This is a genomic window from Pseudomonas sp. B35(2017) (genome assembly GCF_002113645.1).
Taxonomy (GTDB): Bacteria; Pseudomonadota; Gammaproteobacteria; order Pseudomonadales; family Pseudomonadaceae; genus Aquipseudomonas; species Aquipseudomonas ekonensis.
This window is the reverse complement of sequence record NZ_NEIZ01000010.1, coordinates 137770-157316: the sequence shown is the minus strand read 5'-3', so window position 1 is coordinate 157316 and position 19547 is coordinate 137770. Positions and strand designations below refer to the sequence as shown.

12 protein-coding genes are annotated in these 19547 nt (G+C 64.4%); all 12 read left to right on the top strand.

What is annotated here, in order from left to right; translation table 11 throughout:
• The first annotated feature begins 66 nt into the window (after positions 1-66).
• Positions 67-1629, top strand: a complete 1563-nt coding sequence (locus CAG41_RS18045) for a sigma-54-dependent transcriptional regulator (protein ID WP_085577846.1) — start codon at positions 67-69, stop codon at positions 1627-1629.
• Positions 1630-1933: 304 nt separating this feature from the next.
• On the top strand, positions 1934-2674 hold the full coding sequence (locus CAG41_RS18040; RefSeq protein WP_085577845.1) for a flagellar basal body rod protein FlgF: 741 nt from the start codon (positions 1934-1936) through the stop codon (positions 2672-2674).
• Positions 2675-2719: 45 nt separating this feature from the next.
• On the top strand, positions 2720-3505 hold the full coding sequence (gene flgG / locus CAG41_RS18035; protein WP_085577844.1) for a flagellar basal-body rod protein FlgG: 786 nt from the start codon (positions 2720-2722) through the stop codon (positions 3503-3505).
• Between the two features lie 53 nt (positions 3506-3558).
• The gene (gene flgH, locus CAG41_RS18030; RefSeq protein ID WP_085577843.1) at positions 3559-4254 is read left to right on the top strand and encodes a flagellar basal body L-ring protein FlgH; all 696 of its coding nucleotides are present in this window, start codon (positions 3559-3561) and stop codon (positions 4252-4254) included.
• A 27-nt stretch (positions 4255-4281) separates the two neighbouring features.
• A complete protein-coding gene (locus CAG41_RS18025) occupies positions 4282-5370 on the top strand; it encodes a flagellar basal body P-ring protein FlgI (protein WP_085577892.1) in 1089 nt (362 codons plus the stop codon).
• Between the two features lie 11 nt (positions 5371-5381).
• Complete coding sequence (gene flgJ / locus CAG41_RS18020; RefSeq protein WP_085631108.1) at positions 5382-6659, top strand: flagellar assembly peptidoglycan hydrolase FlgJ; 1278 nt, start codon at positions 5382-5384, stop codon at positions 6657-6659.
• Positions 6660-6683: 24 nt separating this feature from the next.
• Positions 6684-8729: a flagellar hook-associated protein FlgK gene (gene flgK / locus CAG41_RS18015; RefSeq protein WP_085577841.1), complete on the top strand. Its 2046-nt coding sequence runs from the start codon at positions 6684-6686 to the stop codon at positions 8727-8729.
• Between the two features lie 13 nt (positions 8730-8742).
• On the top strand, positions 8743-10314 hold the full coding sequence (locus CAG41_RS18010; RefSeq protein ID WP_085640322.1) for a flagellar hook-associated protein 3: 1572 nt from the start codon (positions 8743-8745) through the stop codon (positions 10312-10314).
• A gap of 111 nt (positions 10315-10425) precedes the next feature.
• Positions 10426-14019, top strand: a complete 3594-nt coding sequence (locus CAG41_RS18005) for a glycosyltransferase (protein ID WP_085707279.1) — start codon at positions 10426-10428, stop codon at positions 14017-14019.
• A gap of 215 nt (positions 14020-14234) precedes the next feature.
• A complete protein-coding gene (locus tag CAG41_RS18000) occupies positions 14235-16667 on the top strand; it encodes a calcium-binding protein (RefSeq protein WP_085707278.1) in 2433 nt (810 codons plus the stop codon).
• Between the two features lie 97 nt (positions 16668-16764).
• Positions 16765-17160, top strand: a complete 396-nt coding sequence (locus CAG41_RS17995) for a hypothetical protein (RefSeq protein WP_256582613.1) — start codon at positions 16765-16767, stop codon at positions 17158-17160.
• Positions 17161-17286: 126 nt separating this feature from the next.
• Positions 17287-19293 (top strand): calcium-binding protein, encoded by a 2007-nt coding sequence (locus CAG41_RS17990; protein ID WP_085707276.1) that lies wholly within the window; start codon positions 17287-17289, stop codon positions 19291-19293.
• Positions 19294-19547: the final 254 nt, after the last annotated feature.

Sequence of the window (19547 nt, the reverse complement as noted above, 5' to 3'; positions counted from 1 at the left end):
AGCAGGCTGGCTCCCACAGGGTTTTGCATCGGGCATTCCATCCATTCACCGCTATCCGAGCTTCCTATGCGTATCAAAGTCCACTGCCAGAACCGCATCGGCATCCTGCGCGACATTCTCAACCTGCTGGTGGAGTACGGTATCAACGTCGCCCGTGGCGAGGTGGGCGGGGAGCACGGCAACGCGATCTACCTGCATTGCCCGAATCTGATCAACCTCCAGTTCCAGGCGCTGCGACCCAAGTTCGAGGCCATCGCCGGGGTGTTCGGGGTCAAGCGGGTCGGGCTGATGCCCAGCGAGCGCCGGCACATGGAACTCAACGCGCTGCTCGGGGCCCTGGAGTTCCCGGTGCTGTCGATCGACATGGGCGGCTCGATCGTCGCGGCCAACCGCGCAGCGGCGCAACTGCTCGGGGTGCGGGTGGACGAGGTGCCGGGGATTCCCCTGTCGCGCTACGCCGAGGACTTCGACCTGCCGGAGCTGGTGCGCGCCAACAAGTCGCGGATCAACGGCATGCGGGTCAAGGTCAAGGGCGACATCTTTCTGGCCGACATCGCGCCGTTGCAATCGGAGCATGACGACAGCGAGGCCATGGCCGGGGCGGTGCTGACCCTGCACCGCGCGGACCGGGTCGGCGAGCGCATCTATAACGTGCGCAAGCAGGAGCTGCGTGGTTTCGACAGCATCTTCCAGAGTTCCAAGGTCATGGCGGCGGTGGTGCGCGAGGCCCGGCGCATGGCGCCGCTGGATGCGCCGCTGCTGATCGAAGGCGAGACCGGCACCGGCAAGGAATTGCTGGCGCGGGCCTGCCACCTGGCCAGTCCGCGCGGGCAGTCGCCGCTGATGGCGCTCAACTGCGCCGGCCTGCCGGAGTCGATGGCCGAGACCGAACTGTTCGGCTACGGCCCTGGCGCCTTCGAGGGGGCGCGGGCCGAAGGCAAGCTCGGGCTGCTGGAGCTGACGGCGGGCGGCACGCTGTTTCTCGACGGCGTGGGCGAGATGAGCCCGCGCCTGCAAGTGAAGCTGCTGCGCTTTCTGCAGGACGGCTGCTTCCGTCGGGTGGGCAGCGACGAAGAGGTGTACCTGGATGTGCGGGTGATCTGTGCGACCCAGGTGGACTTGTCCGAGCTGTGCGCCCGGGGCGAGTTCCGTCAGGACCTCTACCATCGCCTCAACGTGCTGTCGCTGCACATTCCGCCCCTGCGCGAATGCCTCGACGGCCTGACGCCCTTGGTGGAGCACTTCCTCGACCAGGCCAGCCGGCAGATCGGCTGCCCGCTGCCCAAGCTTGCGCCGGCGGCGATGGATCGCCTCAGCCATTACCACTGGCCGGGCAACGTGCGGCAACTGGAGAACGTGCTGTTCCAGGCGGTTTCCCTGTGCGACGGCGGGACGGTCAAGGCCGAGCACATCCGCCTGCCGGATTACGGCGTGCGTCAGCCGCTTGGCGATTTCTCGCTGGAGGGCGGCCTCGATGAAATCGTCGGGCGCTTCGAGAAGGCGGTGCTGGAGCGGTTGTACGCCGAGCACCCGAGCAGCCGGCAACTGGGCAAGCGGCTGGGCGTCTCGCACACCACGATCGCCAATAAACTGCGCGTGTACGAGGTGGGCAAAGACCCCGAGGCCTGAGCGAGCCCCGGAGTGGCGCGGGAGCCTGCTCCCGCTTGAGCGCAAAGCGCTCACATCCTTGGGGGACGCTGCGCAGTCCGGCGGGAGCAAGTCTCGCCACAGGTCATCTCGCCGCACATTGCCGCCAAGCGGCAGGAGCGCGCCGGTTTTTCGTCTTCGATACATTCCCGCGATTCCCCGCTTAACCCCTCAAGTCCTTTGTTTACCGGGCCGTCGGCCGTCAGAAAAAAGTTGGTCTGCAAATTGCTTATGGCTTCGCAGTACAGCAGTGGGCGGCAAACGTCCGGCAGGCAGAGGAATCAGCGTGGACAAGTACCTTTATGTGGCAATGACCGGCGCCAGCCAGAACGCACTGGCGCAGAAGGCCCATGCCAACAACCTGGCGAACATCTCCACCAACGGCTTTCAGCGCGACCTGGAGCAGGCGCGTTCGATGCCGGTGTTCGGCGACAGCTTTCCGGCGCGTGCGTTTGCCATGAGCGAACGGCCGGCCACGGATTTCAGCCCGGGCTCGCTGGTGCAGACCGGGCGCGACCTGGACGTGGCCGTGAGCGGCAACGGCTGGATCGCCGTGCAGAACCCCAACGGCGGCGAGAGCTACGTGCGCACCGGCAGCCTGAACATCGACGCCCTGGGCGTGCTGCGCGCCGGCAACGGCATGCCGGTCATGGGCAACGGCGGACCGATCGCCGTGCCGCCGGAGCAGCAGGTGGAAGTCGGCGAAGACGGCACCATCAGCATCCGCGCGATGGGCGAGGGCCCGCGGGTCATGGCCGAGGTCGACCGCATCAAGCTGGTCAACCCGGACATCAAGACCATCACCAAGGGCCTGGACGGTTCGATCCACACCAAGGACGGCCAGCCTGCGCCGGCCGACGCCAACGTCAAACTGGTGTCGGGGTTCCTGGAGTCGAGCAACGTCAACGCCGTCGAAGAGATGACCTCGGTGCTGGCCCTGGCCAAGCAGTTCGAGTTGCACGTCAAGATGATGAACACCGCCAAAGACGACGACCAGGCCATGGCTCGGGTCTTGCAGATCAGCTAATTATCAGAACGTCGCGCCGTAAAACAGGCGCACGAGGAGAATCGAATGCTTCCGGCTCTATGGGTTGCCAAAACCGGTCTGTCCGCCCAGGACACCAACCTGACCACCATTTCCAACAACTTGGCCAACGTGTCGACCACGGGCTTCAAGCGCGACCGCGCCGAGTTCCAGGACCTGCTGTACCAGATCAAGCGTCAGCCAGGCGCCCAGTCGACCCAGGACAGCGAACTGCCGTCGGGCCTGCAAGTGGGCACCGGTGTGCGCATCGTCGGCACCCAGAAGAACTTCACCGCCGGCAGCCTGCAGACCACCGAGCAGCCGCTGGACATGGCCATCGACGGCCGCGGTTTCTTCCAGATCCTGCAGCCGGACGGCACCACGTCCTACACCCGTGACGGTACGTTCCACCTGGACGCCAACGGCCAGATCGTCAACGCCAACGGTTTCGCCCTGGAGCCGGCCATCGTCATCCCGGACAACGCCAAGACCTTCACCGTGGGCAAGGACGGCACCGTGTCGATCACCGTCGCCGGCAACCCGGCCTCCCAAGTGATCGGCAACCTGCAGACCGCCGACTTCATCAACCCGGCCGGCCTGCAGGCCATCGGCAGCAACCTGTTCCTGGAGACCGCCGCCTCCGGCGCGCCGCAAGTCGGCACCCCGGGCCTGAACGGCTTCGGCACCACCGAGCAGAACATGCTGGAAACCTCCAACGTCAGCACCGTGGAAGAGATGGTCAACATGATCACCACCCAGCGCGCGTACGAGATGAACTCCAAGGTGATCTCCACCGCCGACCAGATGCTCTCGTTCGTAACGCAGAATCTGTAATCAAGTCCGAACGGCGGCCATGAGGCCGCCGGCAACACCGTGAGGTAAGGGTCATGAATCGCTTTGTATCCGTTCTGGCATTGAGTGGGGCGGTCTCGCTCGCGGGCTGCGTCGCGCCGACGCCCAAGCCCAATGACCCTTATTACGCCCCGGTGCTGCCGCGCACGCCGCTGCCGTCGGCGGCCAACAACGGCTCGATCTATCAGGCCGGCTTCGAGCAGAACCTGTACAGCGACCGCAAGGCGTTCCGGGTCGGTGACATCATCACCATCACCCTGAACGAGAAGACCCAGGCCAGCAAGAACGCCAACTCCCAGGTGGCCAAGAACAGCAAGACCGGCATCGGCCTGACTTCGCTGTTCGGCGGCAGCGGCACCACCAACAACCCGTTGGGCGGCAATGACTTGAGCCTGGACGTCGGCTACAGCGGCGACCGCGCGACCAAGGGCGACAGCAAGGCGGCCCAGGGCAACACCCTGACCGGCTCGATCACCGTGACCGTGGCCGACGTGCTGCCCAACGGCATCATCGCCGTGCGCGGCGAGAAGTGGATGACCCTCAACACCGGCGACGAGCTGGTGCGGATCGCAGGCCTGGTGCGTGCCGATGACATCTCCACCGACAACACCGTGTCCTCGACCCGGGTCGCCGATGCGCGCATCACCTATTCGGGCACCGGTTCGTTCGCCGATGCGAGCCAGCCAGGCTGGTTCGACCGTTTCTTCCTCAGCCCGCTGTTCCCTTTCTAGGTGGCTACTTTGAATTTCAAGCGCCTCATGATGGCCGCGCTGTTGTTGTCGGCGGCCTTCAACGCACACGCCGAACGGCTGAAGGACATCGCCAGCATCTCCGGCGTGCGTTCCAACCAGTTGATCGGCTACGGCCTGGTGGTCGGCCTCAACGGCACCGGCGACCAGACCACGCAGACCCCGTTCACCCTGCAGACCTTCAACAACATGCTCTCGCAGTTCGGCATCAAGGTGCCGCCGGGATCGGGCAACGTGCAGCTCAAGAACGTCGCGGCCGTGTCGGTCAGCGCCGACCTGCCGGCGTTCGCCAAGCCGGGTCAGCAGATCGACATCACCGTCTCGTCCATCGGCAACTCCAAGAGCCTGCGCGGCGGCACGCTGCTGCTGACCCCGCTCAAGGGCATCGACGGCAACGTCTATGCCGTGGCCCAGGGCAACCTGGTGGTCGGCGGCTTCGACGCCGAAGGCCGTGACGGCTCCAAGATCACCGTCAACGTTCCGTCGGCCGGCCGGATCCCCGGCGGCGCCTCGGTGGAGCGTGCGGTGCCGAGCGGTTTCAACCAGGGCAACAGCCTGACCCTGAACCTGAACCGTTCCGACTTCACCACCGCCAAACGCATCGTCGACAAGATCAACGACATGCTCGGCCCGGGCGTGGCCCAGGCCATCGACGGCGGCTCGATCCGCGTCACCGCGCCGCTGGATCCGAGCCAGCGCGTGGACTATCTGTCGATCCTGGAGAACCTGGAAATCGATCCGGGCCAGGCCGTGGCGAAGGTCATCATCAACTCGCGCACCGGCACCATCGTCATCGGTCAGAACGTGAAAGTGGCACCGGCCGCCGTGACCCACGGCAGCCTGACCGTGACCATCACCGAAGACCCGATCGTCAGCCAGCCGGGCCCGCTGTCCAACGGCCAGACTGCCGTGGTGCCGCGCTCGCGGGTCAACGCCGAGCAGGAAGCCAAGCCGATGTTCAAGTTCGGCCCGGGCACCACCCTCGACGAGATCGTGCGTGCGGTGAACCAGGTCGGCGCAGCGCCGGGCGACCTGATGGCGATCCTTGAAGCATTGAAACAGGCCGGCGCGCTGCAAGCCGATCTGATCGTGATCTGAGGACGGCGACCATGGATATGCGCAAGAGCGGTCTGGTCAGCAGCAGCGACTCGGGGGCCTACTCGGACCTCAATCGCCTGAACCAGCTCAAGGTCGGCGACAAGAACAGCGACGCGAACATGCGCAAGGTGGCGCAGGAGTTCGAATCGCTGTTTCTGGGCGAAATGCTCAAGTCGATGCGATCGGCCACCGAGGCTCTCGGGAAGGACAACCCGATGAACACCGCGGAAGCCAAGCAGTACCAGGAAATGTACGACCAGCAGTTGGCGGTGTCGCTGTCCCGCGAGGGCGGCGGCATCGGCCTGGCCGACGTGCTGATGCGGCAGATGACCAAGAACAAGCCGGTGGCGCCGGGCGAGGCGGCGGCCAAGGCGGCCGCGGTGGAAACGCCGATCGCCGCCGGCACCGCCGCCACCGGCCCGCTGTCGCGGGTCAGCGGCGAGCGTCCGCTGTGGGCATCGCGTTCGCTGCGTGCGCCGAACGTCGAGCTTTCCCACCGCAACGACATGGAAATGATCAACCGGCGCCGTCTGGCCCTGCCGCCGAAGCTGGCCGACCGCTTGCTCGCCGGCCTGGTGCCGTCCGCCTCGGCGGCCACGAACACCGTGTTGCCGCAGCGCAGCACTGTCGGCGCCAACACCAATGCCATGGCCGCCAACACCGGCGCAGGCCCGCTGTACAACGGCGACTGGCTGGCGCGGGCCGAGGCGGACAAGGCCTCGGGCGGGCAGATGCAGATCTACGGCCGCGCCATGGCGCAGATCCCGCTGGCGCCGGCGAAACGCGCGTTCAGCGACGCCGACGAATTCGTCAACACCATGCTGCCGATGGCCAAAGAGGCCGCCGCGCGCATCGGCGTCGACCCGCGCTACCTGGTGGCCCAGGCCGCACTGGAGACCGGCTGGGGCAAGTCGGTCATGCGCGCCCAGGACGGCAGCAGCAGCCACAACCTGTTCGGCATCAAGGCCAGCGGCAACTGGAAGGGCGATTCGGCCCGGGCGATCACCAGCGAGTTCCGCAACGGCCAGATGGTCAAGGAGACGGCCGAGTTCCGTTCCTACGCCTCCTACAAGGACAGCTTCCACGATCTGGTGACGATGCTGCAGAGCAACAATCGCTATCAAGAAGTGCTGAAGTCGGCCGATAACCCAGAACAGTTTGTACGCGAGTTGCAAAAGGCCGGTTACGCGACCGACCCGAACTACGCGACCAAGATTTCGCAGATAGCCAGGCAGATGGGCAGTTACCCCAACTACGCTGCGGCGGGTGCCTCCACCACGCCTCTCTAGGGCATAAGGAATAAGGTTTAAATCATGAGTTTGCTCAATATCGGGATGTCGGGGCTGTCCGCCAGCCAAGCCTCGCTGGCGACGACAGGCAATAACATCGCCAACGTCGACACCGCCGGTTATTCGCGCCAGCAAACCGTGCAGGGCACCAAGTCCTCGCAGCAGTACGGCAACGTCTTCATCGGCACGGGCACGACCCTGGCCGACGTGCGCCGGGTGTACAACTCCTACCTTGAGGCCCAGTTGCACACCGCCACTTCGCTCAACAGCGAAGCGGCCGCCTACCAGGTCCAGGCCAGCGCGCTGGATGCCTCGCTGTCGGAAACCAACACCGGCCTGACGGGCGTGCTGCAGAAGTTCTTCTCGTCGATGCAGTCGGTCGCGACGTCGCCCACCGACGACACGTCCCGCCAGACCGTCCTGACCGGCGCCCAGGCCCTGACCAGCCGCTTCAACGCGCTGGCCAAGCAACTGAACGACCAGAACACCACGATCAACGGCAACCTGTCGGACATGGCGTCCCAGGTGAACAAGCTGGCGACCTCGATCGCCACGCTGAACCAGAAGATCGGCGAGATCTCCACCAGCGGCGGCCAGCCGAACGACCTGCTCGACAGCCGCAACGAGGCCGTGCGCCAGTTGTCCGAGCTGGTCGGCGCCCAGGTCGTCGAGCGTGGCACCAGCCTCGACGTCTATGTCGGCAGCGGCCAGCCACTGGTCGTCGGCAACACCATCAATACCCTGAGCACCGTGCCGAGCAAGGACGACCCGTCGCGCATGGCGCTGCAGATGGACCGCGGCTCGAGCACCATCGACATCACCTCGGTGGTCAGCGGCGGCGAAATCGGCGGCCTGCTCACCTACCGCAAAGAAGTGCTCGACCCGTCGCTCAACGAGCTGGGCCGCGTCGCACTGGTGGTGGCCGACCAGATGAACCGCCAGCAGGCCCAGGGCATCGACAAGAACGGTGACTTCGGCGCGGCGATCTTCAACAACATCAACAGCGCCGCGCTGATCAGCCAGCGCAGCATCGGCAAAGACGGCAACAGCGCCGGCTCCGGCAACCTCGATGTGACCATCAAGGACACCGGCAAGCTGACCACCAGCGATTACCAGGTGACCTTCACCAGCGCCACCGACTACACCGTCAAGCGCTCCGACGGCACTGACCTGGGCACGTTCAGCACCACCACCACGCCGCCTCCGGTGATCGACGGCTTCACCCTGTCGCTCAACGGCGGTGCCCTGAGCGCCGGCGACTCGTTCAAGGTGACGCCGACCCGCAACGCGGCCGCCAGCATCCAGACCGTGCTGACCGATCCGAAGAAAATCGCCGCAGCCGGCCCGCTGACCGGCGTGGCCAGCGCCAACAACTCGGGCACCTACACCCAGCCGACGCTGACCAGCACCATCGACATCTACAACCCGGCCGCCCAGGCGGAAATGCAGACCGCGCTCAAGTACTCGACGCCGGTCAAGCTGGTGTTCGGCGCGGTGAGCGGCGGCAGCCAGTCCTACAGCATGGTCGACGCCAAGGGCAACAGCATCGGCACCGGCACCATCGTGCCGGGCCAGGCCAACACCCTGAACCTGAACGTGGGCATGGTCGACGCCACCGGCGCGCCGGTGATGGACAACAGCGTCGTGCCGCCGGTGCAGAAGACCTTCACCGTGCAGACCACCGTGGGCGCCACGCCGAAGGCCGGCGAGACCTTCACGATGAACCTGACCGGCGCGGCGTCCTCGGACAACCGCAACGCCCAGGCGCTGGTCGGCCTGCAGACCAAGCAGACCGTGGACACCGGTTCGGCGAGCAAGGGCATCAGCCTGACCGACGCCTACAACAAGCTGGTGACCAACGTCGGCACCCAGGCGGCCCAGGGCAAGTCCGACAGCGCCGCCACCACGGTGATCCTGAACCAGGCCAAGGGCGCCCGCGACTCGCTGTCCGGCGTCGTCCTGGACGAAGAGGCCGCCAACCTGGTCAAGTACCAGCAGTACTACACCGCGTCTTCGCAGATCATCAAGGCTGCGCAGGAAACTTTCAGCACGCTGATCAACAGCCTTTAAGGAGTCGTAATCCATGCGCATTTCCACCGCCCAGTATTACGAGACGCAAGCTGCGAACTACCAGCGCAACTACAGCAACGCCGTGGCGACCAGCAACGAAGCCAGCAACCTGACCAAAATCAACACCGCCGCCGACGATCCGGTCGGCGCCGGCCGCCTGCTGGCTCTGGGTCAGCAGAGCGCGATCCTGGAGCAGTACAAGGGCAACATCAGCAGCACCAAGAGCGCGCTGAACCTGCAGGAATCCACCCTGGACGCGATCAACACCGCTTTGGCGCGCGCCAAGGAACTGGGCCTGGCCGCCAACAACGGCTTCAAGACCGACGCCGACCGCAGCGCCTACGCCGAAGAACTGGGCCAGATCCAGCAACAGGTGCTGGGCCTGATGAACTCCAAGGACGCCAACGGCAACTACCTGTTCTCCGGCTCCAAGACCGACACCGCGCCGTACTCGCAGAACGCCGACGGCACCTTCACCTATAACGGCGACCAGACCCAGATCAACCTGGGCATCGGCGACGGCCTGACGGTGGGCACCAACACCACCGGCTGGGACGCGTTCCAGCAGACCATCAACACCAGCCGCACCCAGACCGCCATGACCGCCCCGGCCGTGGACGACGGCCGTGTGGTGCTGTCCAACGGCACCGTCGGCACCGCCGCGACCTACAACGCCAAGTTCAGCGGCGGCCAGCCGTACACCGTCAGCTTCCTGAGCAGCACCCAGATCAAGATCACCGATGCCCTGGGCAACGACGTGACCGCCGAAGCCAGCCAGAACGGCGTGATCAGCAACAGCAACGGCGCCAACCAGACGGTCAGCTTCCGTGGCGTGGACATGAAGCTGAACATCAACCTCAAGCCCGGCGACACCAACCCGGACGCCGTCATCGCCGGCCACAGCTTCCAGCTGTCGGCCAGCCCTGACTCGTTCACCACGGCGCGCAGCCCGGGCAACCCGTCGACGGCGGTGATCACCGGCTCCACCATCACCAACCCGTCGGACTACACCAACACCTTCCCGGCGAACGGCAGCACGGTGCTCAAGTTCACCAGCGCCACCGCCTTCGACCTGTATGCCGCGCCGATCACGGCCGACAGCAAGCCGATCTCGTCGGGCACCATGGTCGGCGGCAACGCCGTCGCCGCCGGCGTGACCTTCGCCATTGGCGGCACACCGGCCAACGGCGACCAGTTCTCGATCCAGTCGAACAACCACCAGACCCAGAACGTGCTCGACACCCTGGGGCAGATGATCACCGCGCTGAAGGCGCCGATCGACGGCGACCCGGTGGCCAAGCAGAAGTTCCAGGGCACCATGGAGTCGGCGCTGGGCAACATCGACAGCGCCGTGAACCAGATCGGCTCTGCGGTCACCTCGATCGGTGCCCGCGGGCAGGCGCTGGAAGAGCAGACCACCACCAACGACAGCCTGACCGCGGCGAACGCCACCACCCAGAGCTCGATCCGCGATTCGGATCCGGCCGAGGTGATGACCCGCCTGACCCTGCAGCAGACCATGCTGCAGGCCGCCCAACTGGCGTTCAGCAAGATCTCCCAGTTGAGCCTGTTCGACAGGATCTGAGGATGAGCGGGCGCGCGAGCGCCCGTTTCCCCACCGTTCTTTCTTTGTCTTCTTTTGCGGTTTCGAAGGGCTCGCTGTACCGGGCGGGTTCCCGCCGCTTGCGAGTCCGCCGTGAATTCACTCCCCCTTGTCAGCCTCGTCATCCCCGCCTTCAACCCGCGCTTCTTCGAGCGGACGTTGAACAGCGCCGTGAGCCAGACCTACGGTTCTCTTGAAATCATCGTCTGCGACGACAGCCGCGGCAGCCAGATCCAGGAGATCGTCGCTTCGGTGAGCGAGCAGTCCGGCGTTGCGGTGCGCTACGTGCGCAACCCGCGCACGCTGGGCATGATCGGCAACCTCAAGGCCTGCCTGGCCGAGGCGCAGGGCGAGTTCGTCAAGTTCCTGTGCGACGACGACCACCTCTACGCCTCCTGCATCGAGCAGCAGGCCCACGAGCTGGTGCGCGACGAAGTGAGCCTGGTGCTGGCCCAGCGTCTGCTGTGGGACGCGCAGGACATCATCCTGCCGGCGCGCCTGGAAAACACCTCGCTGTCGCCGGCCAGCGGCCTGTTCAAGGGCGACGACCTGCTGGCGATCTTCGAGAAGTTTCCGGTGAACGTCCTGGGCGGCTTCAGCAACGCCCTGTTCCGGCGCACCGATCTTGAGGAACTGTTGCCGGCGCTGACCCAGGAAGGCCACTGCTTCACCGCGTCTCTGGATTTCGCCCTGTACATCTGCCTGATGCGGCGCGGCAACGTGGCGATCTCCAACAACGTGCTCAGCGCCGAGCGGCTGTACCCCGAGCGCCTGAGCGCCAGCCAGCCGATGAAGGATGCGGTGGAGGTCGAGCGCGAGTGGATGACGCAGATGCTCAAGGCCCGCAGCGGCGAATCGGCGCCGGCCCCGGGTTGGGTGCGTTATGTGCCGCTGGCCAAGGCCGACGAGTCGCCGCGCGCCTGGGAAGAGCTGCCCCTGAGCCGCACCCTGGGCTCCAAGCAGAGCCGTCAGGAGTGGTGCGTCGGCATCGACAGCTGGAGCTTTGCCGAGCTCTACGCGCAATGGCTGGGCTGCCGCGTGCTCAGCGAAGCCCAGCGCCGACTGCTGCCGGAGACCTTCGCCAGTTGGTCGCACAAGCCGCGGATCGTGCCGGTGGTCATCGACGCAGAAGGCAGCCGCGACGGCGTCGAGCGCACGCTGGAGGCGCTGGCCGCCCAAGACTATCCGCCGGAACTGATCCTGGTGCTGTCCGCCGACTGTTCCGAGCCGGCGCTGGACGGCCAGGTCTTCCGCATGCCGTTGCAGGGCGACGGCCTGGAGCAGGTCAATGCGCTGTTGCCGCAACTGGAAGGGGCCGACTGGTTCTACCTGCTGCAGGCGGGTGACCGTCCGGTGGCCCCGGCGCTGTTGGTCATGGCCGAGCGGATCGTGCACAACCCTTCGCTGACCTGCCTGTACGGCGACGAAGGTAGCCTGCGCAACGGCGAGTCGGCGGAGCCGGCGTTCAAGCCGGACTTCAACCTCGACCTCATGCGCAGTTACCCCTACGTCGGACGTGCGCTGGCGTTCCAGCGCGAGCGCTTCCTGGATCTGGGCGGCTTTGCGCCGGAGTTCGCAGAGCTTGCGCCTCACGATGTGCTGTGGCGCATGGTCGAAAGCGGCGGCACGCACGTGGTCGGCCATATCGCCGAAGTGATGCTGGAATCGGTCTTCGACCTGGCCAAATGGCTGGCCGAACCGGGCGTCGTCGAACAGAGCCCGCGGGTGCTCGAAGCGCACCTGCAACGCCTGGGCGTTGCCCATGAGCTGCGCCGCGGCAGCATCGACCTGCTCAACCGCATCGACTATCGCCATGCCCGCCGCCCATTGGTGTCTGTGGTCATCGTCACCAAGGACCAGACGGCGGCCTTGCAGCGCTGCGTCGAGACGCTGCTGGAAAAGACCGCCTACAGCGAGTACGAACTGCTGTTGGTCGACAACGGCAGCGAAAGCGCCGAGGCGTTGGCGTGGCTGGACGGCATGGCGCAGTTGGGCAGCGACCGGCTGCGCGTGTTGCGTTACCCGCAGCAGGGCAACCCGGCCGCCACCTACAACTTCGCGGTGGGCCAGGCCCGCGGCGAATACGTGCTGATGCTCAACTCCTTTGCGGTGATCACCCAGGCGGACTGGCTGGACGAACTGCTCAATCACGCCCAGCGCCCGGAGGTCGGCGTGGTCGGCGCCAAGCTCTACAACCCGGACGGCTGCGTGCTGCACGCCGGCCTGGTGCTGGGCATGCAAGGGGCCGTCGGGCTGCCGTTCTACGGTCAGCCGATGCAGGCGGACGGCTACATGTACCGCTTGCAGACGGCCCACGATTTGAGTGCCGTCGGCGGCGATTGCCTGATGATTCGCAAGGCGCTGTTCCAGGCAGCGGGAGGGCTGGACGAGCAGGAACTGACCCAGACGCTCAACGTCGTGGATCTGTGCCTGCGGGTCGGTCAGGACGGCTATCTGGTGGTCTGGAACCCTTACGCCAAGCTGGCGTTGGGCGCGCGTCCTACCGTGGAGGCGACGGAGCAAGAGCAGCAACTGCACGTGCAAGAGCACGAAACGTTCTACCAGCGCTGGTTGCCGGTCATCGCGCGCGACCCGGCCTTCAACGTCAACCTGGCGCTGCAGGGCGTCGGGGCGACCAGTTTCAGCCTGGAGCCGGGCCTGCGCACCGGCTGGACGCCGTTCTCCAGGAAACTGCTGCCCAATGTGCTGGCCGTGCCGATCAACGCGTCCGCCATCGGCCACTACCGCATCAGCCAGCCGATGATCGAGCTGGAAGCGGCGAACCGGGCCGAAGGGCGCATTTGCTACGGCTTGCCGTCGATCATTGAGATCGAACGCCAATCCCCCGACGTGATCGTGCTGCAAGGGCGTTACTCGAAACACGCCATCGATGAGATCCCGCCGCTGAAGCAATTCTCCAATGCGCGGAGGATCTTCGAACTCGACGACAACGTCATCGACGTGCCTCAGCGCAATGCGCACATCCGCAACATGCCCAAGCGCGATGAAATGGAGCAACTGGTGCGCCGTGCCATCGGCTACTGCGACCGGGTGGTCGTGTCCACCGCGCCTTTGGCCAACGTCCTGTCGGACATGCACCACGACATCCGCGTCGTGCCCAACATGCTGTCCCGGCACCTGTGGACCGGCCTGCGCAGCCAGCGCCGCACCTCGAAGAAGCCGCGGGTCGGCTGGGGCGGCGGCACCAGCCACCACGGCGACCTGGCGGTGATCGCCGACGTGGTGCGCGAGCTGGCCAACGAGGTCGACTGGGTGTTCTTCGGCATGTGCCCGGACGACCTGCTGCCGTACATGCACGAGTTCCACGGCGTGATCGGGCTGGACGTGTACCCGGCGAAACTGGCCAGCCTCAACCTGGACCTGGCCCTGGCGCCGCTGGAGTTCCACATCTTCAACGACTGCAAGAGCAACCTGCGCCTGCTGGAGTACGGCGCCTGCGGTTACCCGGTGATCTGCACCGACACCGAGGCCTACCGCGGTTACCTGCCGTGCACCCGGGTCAAGACCAACACCACCGACGAATGGCTGCAAGCCATCCGCATGCACCTGGCCGACCCTGACGCCAGCTACCGCATGGGCGACGAGTTGCGCGAGGTCGTGCTGCGCGACTACGTGCTGCGCGACGAGAACCTGCGTTACTGGGAGAACGGCTGGCTGGCGGACTGACCGGTTCGAGACGGCATGCTGTCAAAAAGAGGCGACCTTTTGGGGTCGCCTTTTTTTTGCTGTGACAAACCTCTCTATTTCGGGGTTATCGATGGGGCGTCGGTTCAAGGTTTGGGATTTTCCTGTAGATAACACCTCAATCGTTCGTTCGGAATGGACGGCTGGAACGTCCCGCCGGCGAGTACCGGATCAATCAAAAGGCAAGGAAGAAACACATGGCAGTCATCAACGGAACAAACGGCGCGGACACGCTGACAGGTACGGACGGGGACGACGAAATCAATGCCCTGGGCGGCAACGATGTGATCAAGGGCAGCGCCGGCGCCGACAAGATCAATGGCGGTGATGGAACCGGTGACGTGGTGGACTACTCGGGCTCGTCGCAAGCCATCAACGTCGATCTGATCCAGGGCGGCGGAACGGGACGGGCCGGCATCGGGGGCGATGCCGAGGGCGACACGCTGACCAACATCGAAAAGGTGATCGGCACCGCGTTCAACGACACGTTCAGCGTCGACAAGGGCACCGCGACCTTTGAGGGCGGCGCAGGCGACGACGTGTACATCATCAACGGGAGCAACCTCACCAACGTGATCGAGCTGGCCGGCGGCGGCAACGACGAGGTGCGCACCAGCTTCGACATCCAGTCGCTTCGGGACAACATCGAACGCCTGACCTACACCGGCAGCGGAGCGTTCACCGGCTACGGCAACGCCAGCGACAACGTCATCACGGGCGGGGCCGGCAACGACATGCTGTTTGGCGGCGCGGGTGCCGACCAGTTCATCGGCGGAGCCGGCATGGACACCGTCGGCTACACGGACAGCGCCGTCGGCGTGACGCTGAACTTCAAGACCGGCGTCAACTCCGGCATCGCGGCAGGGGACACCTACACCGGCATCGAAAGAATCCTCGGTTCGAACGTCAACGATATCTTCGTCGCCGACAGCCGTGCATTTGCCTTCGACGGCGGTGGCGGAACCGGTGACGTGATGGACTACTCGGGCTCGTCAGAGGCCATCAACGTCGATATCCGCGCCACCGGTCCGGGGCGGGCCGGTATCGGAGGGGATGCTCAAGGCGATACGTTGGCCAACATCGAGAAAGTCATCGGTACGGCGTTCAATGACACGTTCAATCTCGATACGGCCACTGCGACGTTCGAGGGCGGTCTTGGTGACGATGTCTACATTCTCAACGGCAGCGGGGGCACCGTCATCGAGCAGGCTGGCGGAGGCAATGATGAGGTGCGCTCCAACTTCGGCCAGATATTCTTGAGCGCCAATGTTGAACGTCTGACCTATACCGGCACCGGGTCTTTCACCGGTTGGGGGAATGCGGACGACAACATCATCACCGGCGGGGTCGGCAACGACATCCTGTATGGCGGTGCGGGTGCCGACCAGTTCATCGGTGGTGCAGGCACAGACACCGTCGGCTACATCGACAGTCCGGTAGGGGTCAGCATCAATCTGAAGACCGGCGTCAATTCCGGCATCGCGGCCGGGGATACCTACATCGGTATCGAAGGCCTGCGCGGCACAGGTTTCGGTGACATTTTCGTAGGCGCGAGCGCGCCCATGGCCTTTGACGGCATGGGCGGCATGGATCTGGTCAGTTACGAGTCATCTGACAGTGCCGTATCCATCGATCTGAAAAACTATGCCAACAACACCGGCGACGCCTCCGGCGATACCTACACAGGGATCGAGCTGTTCCAGGGCAGCCGGTTTGCCGACACGCTTTCGGGTTCGACCGTCAACGACATCTTCATCGGCGGAGCAGGTGCCGATGTGATCGACGGCCGGGAAGGGAACGATTCGGCCTGGTACGTCAACAGCGCCACGGCCGTGAACATCAACCTGCTGAGCGGCGTCAATCAGGGCGGGGATGCCGAGGGCGATGTGCTGATCAACATCGAGAGTGTCATCGGCAGCCGCTTCAACGACACGCTGGTCGGCAATGCAGGGGACAACGGTTTTGAAGGTGGCCTCGGCAATGATGTGATTTATGGCGGCGACGGCAACGACACACTCTACGGCAGCCTGTACAGCCCGCTCGGGCCGTTCGCCGTTGATGTCGCTGCCGGCGGGCCGCAAGCCGATATGCTGTACGGCGGCAACGGGAACGACATCATCGTCAGCGCTCCGGACGACCGCGGAACCATGGCTTTCGGCGAGGCCGGCAATGACACCATCACAGTGGTCAGCGGCACCGCCGACGGCGGTGACGGAGCCGACGCCTTGACCGGAACCGGCGACAACTTCGTGCTGCTGGGCGGTGCGGGCAACGACAAGTTGATCTTGGGGTCGCAGAACGGCAGTTCGGGCCAGCTCCTGTCCGGAAGTTTCGCCAACGGCGGTGAGGGTGACGACACCTACATCATCAACACCAGCAAACTGGTGACCCTGCGGGATGACGGAAGCAGCACCAACGACACGCTGATCCTGAACAACGTCCACTCGGCCGCATCGCTGCAACTGACGCGGATCGGCGATGACCTGCTCCTCAATGAAACCGGGGACCGGGCCGATCGGGGCGTGAAGCTTCAGGACTGGTTCGCCGGCCACAACACCATCGAGCACTTCAAGGCCGCCAACGGCGACGTTCTGCCGATCAATGGTGATGCGTTCAGCGTATTCGGCTGATACCCGGGTGCGATGCCTTTCAGGCCGTTTTTGAAAGGCATCGGCCATTTGAGGCAGGCGACTTTATGTCGCCTGTTTTTGTTTGGGGTTCAGGGGGATGCTTTTTCTCCAGGTGCATGAGGCACTCCCTTCAGACGATCTCATCACCGTGACCTACGGCATGGCCGACGGCGGCGAGGGCAATGACCTGCTGACCGGCACGGGCACCGGCTGGGCCAACGGCGGTGAAGGTGACGACACCTATACCGTCAACACCCGGGCGTTGGTCTCGATCCAGGATGACGGCGCCAGCCGTGGCGACACAGTGATCCTGTCGTTCATCCGCAGTACGGACTTGCTTGCTGACCGCGTCGGCGACGACCTCTATCTGCACGAGTCGAAGTTCGTGGCCGGGCAGACGCCGCAGGAGGGTGTGCTGCTCAAGGACTGGTTCGCCGGCTCCGCCACCATCGAACAGATCCAGACGGCCACCGCAAGGTCTTTTTCGCGGTAGGTCTCAAGCTTTGGTTTTGTCGAATCGATAGCTTCGTATTCGCCGTTTAGGTGATCAGGTGGCAGGCCTGGGAGAGAGGTCTGCGCCACCGGTTCAGGATTCAACAACCACGCAAGGAAGAAACACATGGCAGTGATAAATGGAACGAGTGATGCGGATTTCATGGGCGGCACTCAAGACAATGACGAACTCTACGGACTGGAGTCGGACGATCGGCTTTGGGCCAGCGCCGGCTCGGATCTTCTGGATGGCGGGGAAGGGTTCGATGCAGCGGACTATGGGCTGATGCAGGCGGGTGTCAGTGTCGATCTGCGCGAAACGCTGGCGACGGTCACCAAGGCGGATGGATCCGTCGATACGCTGGTCAATATCGAGAAAGTCATCGGCAGCTCCAACAACGACACGCTGGCCAGTTCGGTTGCCGGGGTGACGCTGGAGGGTGCTGGCGGTGACGATATCTACATTATCGACAGCGAAGGCGTGACGATCATTGAAGAGGAACGGGGCGGCTATGACGAGCTGCGCACCAGCGTCAACACCATGAAGCTTGATCCGTTCCTGGAGAAACTCACTTTCACCGGCACGGGCGACTTCAAGGGTTACGGCAATGCCCAGATGAACGTGATTGTTGGCGGTGCCGGCAATGACGTGCTGTGGGGCGGCGATGGCGGCGATCAGTTCGTGGGCGGTGAAGGCTTCGATACTGTCAGCTACACCGACAGCCCTGAAGGGCTCAGTATTGAGTTGTCCAGCATCTGGGGCGCCACCGGTTTCGCTTTCGGCGATACCTACTCGAGTATCGAGGGCGTGCAGGGTTCGAATTTCAACGATGTGATCTTTGCCGGCGAGAGCGCCATGGTCATGGACGGCGCCGATGGTTTCGACGCTGCCGACTACAGCCGTTCGAACGATGCGGTCACCTTCGAATTTCACGATGGCAAGGCCTTTGGAACGGGTGGCTACGCCGAAGGCGACACGCTGGTCAACGTGGAAAAAATCGTCGGTTCGGATCTGGCAGACCACTTCACTGCCAATTCGGCGGGCATCACCTTCGAAGGTGGCCGAGGCGGTGACATCTACACGGTCAACAGCATTGGCGTGAGCATCACCGAGGGCGAGACTGATGGCTTTGACGAGCTGTACACCAACCTGTCGCTGATGAAGATGGATCCGTTCATCGAAAAAATGACCTACACCGGCACTGCCGATTTCACAGGTTATGGCAATGACGGTGCCAACATCATCGTCGGCGGCGTCGGTAATGACGTGTTCTACGGTGGTCTCGGTCAGGATGTCTTCGACGGCGGCGAGGGGATGGATACCGTCAGCTATGAGGACAGCGATGTCGGTGTGGCGGTCGGGATGTGGCAACTGGGCCAGAACGGCACGGCCCAGGGCGACATGTATCTGAACATCGAGGCGCTGCGTGGCAGTCACTTCGACGACGTCATGACGGGCAGCATGGGCGACGATATCTTCGAAGGCAGCGACGGCAACGACACGCTGAACGGCGACTACGGCAACGACTACCTCTATGGCGGGCTGAAGTCGGGGCTCGACAGCGATGTCGCGCAGGCTGACATCCTCAATGGCGGTGCCGGCGACGACGTGATCGTCGGCGCCAAAAATGACTTGGGCACCCTCGCCTACGGTGGCGATGGCAATGACACCATCACGGTCGGCAGTGGCAGTGCCTTTGGTGAGGAGGGCTTTGACCTGCTCACCGGTACCGGCAGCCATTACCTGTTGTCCGGTGGCGGCGGCAACGACGTGCTGGTGCTCAACCTTGCCGGGCAGTCGAACAGCGGCGGCGTCGCGATGGGCGGCAGCGGGGATGATACCTACATCGTCAACACGACCGGTCTGGTGACGATTCAGGACCAGCCCGGCTGGGAGATCAACGACACCCTGATCCTCAATACCATTGCCAACATCAGCCAGTTGAACGTCACCCGTGTCGGCGACGACGCGTACCTGCACAGCGTCAATGATGGCAGCGCCGGTGTTCCGGACAGCGGCGTCAAGCTGCAGGGTTGGTATGCCGGGAATGACAACATCGAGATCCTGCAGACCGCCGACGGCCAGTCTTACGACCTGCGTGCCACTGTCGACGGGTTCGCGCTTTTCGGCTGATCCACCGATGCATTGATGCAGCCACACGAAAGGGATGGCCCCGGCGACGGATCCATCCCTTTTTCATGCCCGTGTCCCCGCCGACGCAACGCCCGCAGAGCTGGCGCGTTTCCTGCAAGTCCCCCTCAAATCGCCATAAAACGAGCGCTCGCGGCCATTGCCCCGGCGCCCGCACCGGCAAAAAGGTTTAGCCAGAAGGCCCGCCAGGCTCAAGAACGCCGCGCGCAGCCCTGTGACGAACGAGAGGGGAGACG

Bases quoted from the DNA above. Each gene is read 5' to 3' on its own strand.
- CAG41_RS18045 (WP_085577846.1), top strand. From the start codon at position 67: ATGCGTATCAAAGTCCACTGCCAGAACCGCATCGGCATCCTGCGCGAC.
- CAG41_RS18000 (WP_085707278.1), top strand. From the start codon at position 14,235: ATGGCAGTCATCAACGGAACAAACGGCGCGGACACGCTGACAGGTACG.
- CAG41_RS18010 (WP_085640322.1), top strand. From the start codon at position 8,743: ATGCGCATTTCCACCGCCCAGTATTACGAGACGCAAGCTGCGAACTAC.
- CAG41_RS18025 (WP_085577892.1), top strand. From the start codon at position 4,282: ATGATGGCCGCGCTGTTGTTGTCGGCGGCCTTCAACGCACACGCCGAA.
- CAG41_RS17995 (WP_256582613.1), top strand. From the start codon at position 16,765: ATGCTTTTTCTCCAGGTGCATGAGGCACTCCCTTCAGACGATCTCATC.
- flgK (WP_085577841.1), top strand. From the start codon at position 6,684: ATGAGTTTGCTCAATATCGGGATGTCGGGGCTGTCCGCCAGCCAAGCC.
- flgG (WP_085577844.1), top strand. From the start codon at position 2,720: ATGCTTCCGGCTCTATGGGTTGCCAAAACCGGTCTGTCCGCCCAGGAC.
- flgH (WP_085577843.1), top strand. From the start codon at position 3,559: ATGAATCGCTTTGTATCCGTTCTGGCATTGAGTGGGGCGGTCTCGCTC.
- CAG41_RS17990 (WP_085707276.1), top strand. From the start codon at position 17,287: ATGGCAGTGATAAATGGAACGAGTGATGCGGATTTCATGGGCGGCACT.
- flgJ (WP_085631108.1), top strand. From the start codon at position 5,382: ATGGATATGCGCAAGAGCGGTCTGGTCAGCAGCAGCGACTCGGGGGCC.